The 5,282-nt window shown below is 61.2% G+C and carries 5 protein-coding genes; all 5 read right to left on the bottom strand.

Annotation, left to right across the window (positions count from 1 at the left end):
* Window positions 1-734 (bottom strand): MFS transporter (locus tag HYZ49_05105; protein ID MBI3241653.1); only part of this gene is annotated, 734 nt, incomplete at its 3' end.
* Window positions 735-853: 119 nt separating this feature from the next.
* Entirely contained in the window at window positions 854-1,549 is a 696-nt protein-coding gene (locus HYZ49_05110) for an FtsX-like permease family protein (protein ID MBI3241654.1), read from the bottom strand.
* Window positions 1,441-3,153, bottom strand: coding sequence for an ABC transporter permease (locus tag HYZ49_05115; GenBank protein ID MBI3241655.1), 1,713 nt, complete (start codon window positions 3,151-3,153; stop codon window positions 1,441-1,443). The genes HYZ49_05110 and HYZ49_05115 overlap by 109 nt, the downstream gene beginning before the upstream one ends.
* Window positions 3,154-3,392: 239 nt before the next feature.
* Window positions 3,393-3,923 (bottom strand): dihydrofolate reductase family protein, encoded by a 531-nt coding sequence (locus tag HYZ49_05120; protein ID MBI3241656.1) that lies wholly within the window; start codon window positions 3,921-3,923, stop codon window positions 3,393-3,395.
* A 271-nt stretch (window positions 3,924-4,194) separates the two neighbouring features.
* Entirely contained in the window at window positions 4,195-4,710 is a 516-nt protein-coding gene (locus HYZ49_05125; protein MBI3241657.1) for a hypothetical protein, read from the bottom strand.
* Between the last annotated feature and the right edge of the window lie 572 nt (window positions 4,711-5,282).

A 5,282-nucleotide genomic window follows, 5' to 3' on the forward strand; every position in this document is an offset into this window, starting at 1 on the left:
CAGCCGAAGCGGGCCTGACTGTACAGCGGGAAGTTGGTCTGCAAACCGGAGAAGGCCAGATTGAGGACGAAGATGGTGAGCAGTAACAGGCGGATGTTGGTCAGGCGAAACAACCCGGCGAGTTGCGCCAGCGAGTTGAGAACCGGCATTGTTGGCGTTTGAGTACGACGCTCAGGCGGCAAAGACTCGGGCAAGACGAAGAACCCGAAGGCCACGTTGGCCAGAGCGATGGCGCAAGCAGTGAAGGCGGGCACGGCCAGCCCCCAGGCGCTCAACAGGCCGCCGAAGGCCGGGCCGGCCATCAGCCCCAGGCCAAAGGCCGCGCCCACCAGACTCATGCCCCGCGCGCGCTCTTCGGGCGCGGTCACGTCGGCGATGTAAGCGTAGGCGGTGGTGAGGTTGGCCCCGGTGATGCCGTCGAGCATGACGGCCAGAAAGATGAGGGCCAGCGAGTCGGCCAGCCCCAGCAAGGCGTAAGCGCCCGCCGTGCCCAGCAGGCAGACGAGCAGAACGGGCCGCCGCCCGTAACGATCGGAGAGCGCGCCCAACGCCGGGCCGCTGATCAGTTGCATGAGGGAATAAACCGAACCCAGCGCCCCGGCCAGGGCGGCCCCGCCGTCCTGCCGTTGCACGAAAAACGGGAGCAGGGGGATCATGAGGCCGTAGCCCAGCAGATCCACAAAGACGGTGATGAAGATGAAGAGGAGGGGGGAGCGGCGGGAGGAAGTCAACAAAGTGTTTGAGTAGAGGTAGGCGACTGGCCTGCTTTCAGCGGATTATTAAGCGGATAAACGGATGGTAGCGTCACGCATCCGTTTTTCCGTTTCGCGAAGCATCCGTTGAAAGGATGTCGTCACTCATACGCCAAACTTTCGCGCACGCTGATCTGCGTGGCTCGCCGGGCCGGGAGCCAACTGGCGACGACCGAGAGCACGAGGATGATGACCAGCCATAACCACATGCCGCCGTACGAATATTGGTAGGAGAACGGGAAACTGAGCGCCTCGCCCAAAGCATTCACAAAATAGCGCGCCCCGATCATGCTCAGCGGCGCCGCCTGAATCCAACTGAGCACGCCCAGCAGGAGCCCTTCGCCCATAAAAATGGCGGCCACGTCGCTCGACGACGCGCCCACCGCTCGCATCACGCCGATCTCACGCCGCCGTTCCATGACGTTGATGGACAGCGTGCCGGAGAGGCCGATGCTACCCACCACCGCCACCAGCACCGTCATCAACTGCAACAGGCCGCCGATCAAATCCCAGAGCGCGGCGGCCATGCGCTTGTTCTCGATCTGGCCGACAGCCAGCACCGTTTCGACGTTGCGGGCCTCGAAGTGAGTCTGCAGTTGCTTCTTCACCGCCTCCTGCGCCTCAAACGTCTTTTCAAGCGTGCCGATCTGAGCCACGGTGGCCTGGCCCGATTGCCCCATGTCGGCGTTCAACACTTCGCGCCACATGAAGGCCGTGTTCTGAATGCCGCCCACGCCGATGTCCGAGACCAGGCCGACGATGCGCCACGTCGTTTCCTTGCCGCCGCCCAGGTCCACCACCACCTCGTGTTGCGCGGAATGCCGCGCAGTTGAATGTCGTATTGATCGCCGGGATTGGCCCGGCCCGGCAGGTGAGCCGTAGCCTGCACCCAGGCCCACATCTCCACCTGGTTCACCCCCGGCTGCGCCCAAATGACCTGCTCCACTTCGGCGATGCGCTGGTAGTTCTTAAAAACGAAGACAACGTCGAAGCCCCAGTTGCTCCACACATTGTCAATCGTCTGGTTGAATGAGTTGCCGGTGGCGACGACCATCATGAAGATCGCGCCGGCGCTGAGAAGGGTGATCTCGGTGAGGGCCACCCGGCCGGCGCGGCGAAAGGTGTTACGCAGGGCGAGCGTCGCCATGCGGGGAAAGCCTTGAACTTGCCCCATCACCTTGTCGAGCCACTTCGATCCATAACGACCCGTGCCCAGGCCGTAGGCGGCAATGGCCTGCCGCACCGGAATGCTGACTCCCTGGAACACCGGCCAAAGGGCCGCAACCAGCGGCGTGAGCAGGCCCACCCCGGCTTGATACAAAAACGACTCGGGCAGTATTTCAAAAGGGGCCACCGGCACGTTGAAGGCCGTAAGCCAGAAGGCCGAAAGATAGTAGCCGCTCAACGCGCCGATGGGCACGGCCACGACCAGGCTCAACAAACCGTAGACGGCCACCCCGGCCAGATAGAGAGTGACGATCTGCCAGTACAGTCCGCCGATCGTTTTCATGATCCCGATCTGAGTCACCTGCTGGGCCACGATGGCGTTGATGGTGTTGATGACCAGGGTGGCGCTGAGGGCCAGCGAGAAGAAGGCCATGACGATCAACACCAGCCCCAGCCCGTCCATGAATTGCCCCACCTGATCGCCGGTCGGGTCTTGGATGTCGAGCGAGAAGGTGGTGGTGGCCGACAGGATACCCAGCCGCTTCAACTTGTCCTGCACCGCTTTGGCCGCCTTCTGCACGTTAGCTTCGCTGTAGGCTGGCACGGTGAAGCCCAACTGGTTGAAGTCTCGCGTGCCGAGGATGTGTTCGGCGGTGTCACGGCTGACGTAGAAGGCGGTCTTGTTGATGGCGTTGTAGGGCGGCGGCAGTTGAAGCGGGTCACGGAGCGCGCCGACGATCTTGAGGGGCAGGGCGCGGTTGTTCACCTGGACGTACATCATCTCGCCAATCGGCGGCACGCCGTACGAGGCTTGATGACTGACCTCAACCGCAATTTCATCCGGCCCCGGCCAGGCGCCATTCTTCAGTTCGAGCAGATCGAAAACCTGGTGCTCGTAATCGGGCGAGACGGTGAGCAGGCCGTCCTTCCATTCGCCATCGAAGACCGCCGCCCAGCGAATGTTGGCGCTGATGCGGCCTTCGGCCTGGGCCACTTCGGGCATGGCGGCCACAGCCTGCACCGCGTCGTCGTTCAAGGGGATGATGAAACTCAGGCGGGCATCGGGCCGGCGGCGGGCCAGCCGCGACTCGGCCATCTCGCGTTTGAGGAGGGTGTTGCTGGCCGTCGTCATGCCCAGGGCCATCACACCTACGGCAATGCTGATGACGACCAGAAAAGTGCGGCCCTTGTGATTCCACAGGTCGCGCCAGACTTTGCGGAAGGCGATGCTCACGAACCGGGATTATATACTGAGCCAGACCCTTTGCGCCTCAAGTTCGGCAATCAAGGTTCTGGCGTCGGGGGTTGGGGCGTTCCGGGGTGATGATGGCTGGCCTGGGATGATTGGGTCGAGTACGATTGTGAGGTTCTGAGGGATGTTGCGGCCTACCGTTCGAGCTGAGCCGCCCGCCGTAGCGGGTCGGCTCGAGCGAGGGGTTAGGCCGCGCCACGCTGGATAGGTGAGTCGCGAGATTAAGCGGGAACGTAGGTCAACCTGATCACATCCTCGCCAATCCGATCATGAGTCATAAGGCGGAGCGGCGGCCGGGGTCCGGCGAAATATGGCTTGCCGTGACCGAGCACGACGGGGTGCAGGTAGATTCGATACTCATCGATCAGGCCAAGTTCAGTGAGGCTTTGCGCCAAGTCTGGGCCAGCAACTTCGATCTCCCCGTCGCGCTCGGCCTTCATCTCGCGGATCGCGCCCTCAAGATCATCCTCAACAAGCCTAGCGTTGGGGCCGACCGACTTCAACGAGCGCGAGACGACCCATTTCGGTTGGTTCCGCCACGCCGCCGCGAAGGCGTGTTCCTCTGCATCCCATTCAGGATGATCGTCGTCCCAGTAACGCATGATCTCATACATTCGGCGACCGTACACACTGCCCGCCTGCCCCTGAGCCTCCTCGATGAAGTGGCGGAAGAGCGTGGAGCTTGGCACAAACGCCATATGATCGACGTAGCCGTCCAGGGACTGGTTCATTCCGAACACGAGCTTAGCCATACTAACTTCCTTTCCCTACACGGCACATCCGCGCGGTTCTGACCATCGTGGCTGTTTGGTTCACGCCGCAAGGCGCTGACTTCCTGCTGAAGGGTGCGAACCGCATGTCGTTGCGCGGCCCAACGGTTTGCGTTACTGGCGCTGGGGCGGGCGTGGACTCTGCTTGGGAGCAGGAAAAACTCGAAGCCAGAAAAATGCTCAAAAATGCGGCAGAATCCCCAGCGTCCAGTGCACGCTTTGTTGGGCAGTGCCGACACACGCTGACGGCTCGTCAGCAGTCGAACACCGACCAGCAGATATCGTTTCGCAACCGCTGATCGTCTAGGACAAGGTCGCGAATCGCCTCCGGCAACTGCTCGCGCTGCCACTGACACTCAAGCCGGCCGGCATTCTCTTCCTCGCCATCCGGTGCGGCCGCACGCACGGCCTTGATCGCGTAGGCTGCAGCGCCGAGTTCGTGGGCGGCGACATGAGCTACCGCCGCGGCCTGCCCGGCAGCATACGCCGCATGCCTCGCGGCACCGGACAGATCCCGTGCAGCGGCTTGCGCATGGCCGGCTGCCGTGCGGGCTTGAGACATAGTGATCTCGCCCCGTACCCAAGCTCGTGCTAGCTCGATTGCTTGGCGCGGTCGCGCGTCAGCAGGCTGTGCCGCCTCGAACAGATGCAGCACGTGCTCCGCGCAGTCGGCTGCCCACTCGGCGAGAAGCCGGTGGTCGGAGTCTTGCAGAGTGCCGCCGCGGCGAACCGTGATGAATCTGGGGTCGCGATCTTTGGGAAAGATCACGGCCTTGCCTCCTTTCGCTCCGTCTGCCCAACGGTTTGCGTTACTGGCGCTGGGGCGGGCGCGGACTCTGCTTGGGAGCAGGAAAAACCCGAAGCTAGAAAAATGCCTGAAAATGCCGCAGAATCCCACACGTCGGGTGCACGCTTTGTTCGGCGGCATTGAATACAGGCTCTGCTTGGAACATGAATTCTTTTCTGAATCAATAGCTTGGTGCGCTACTCTTTAATTCGTGCTTCGGTAACCAATCCAGAAGCAACCAGCAGGCAACGCCTGTCGCAATGGCAGGCATCAACGCGATAGCCAACAGAACTGGAAAAGGTTCAGAAGTTACGAGATTCAATAATCCTGTTATACACCAGCCAAATCCATGGGCGAGAATCCACCAAGACGCGTAACGTACCCGTTGGCGCAGCATCCACCATTGGGGCACTACAATAGTGGTACCGATCAGAAACATTCCGAGCATAATAAAGAATAGACATTATTGGAAATAATTTTTAAGTTGATAGGAGAAGGATCGCAGATAGCGAAAGTCAGTACGAAGGTTGTGCAAAGCGCAAGCGACTTGCATC

The organism is Chloroflexota bacterium, from assembly GCA_016197225.1.
Classification (GTDB): Bacteria; Chloroflexota; Anaerolineae; order Anaerolineales; family VGOW01; genus VGOW01.

What these genes read in the sequence shown, in the direction of transcription:
- HYZ49_05120 (MBI3241656.1), bottom strand. Translation starts at nt 3,923, where the DNA reads ATGGCTAAGCTCGTGTTCGGAATGAACCAGTCCCTGGACGGCTACGTC.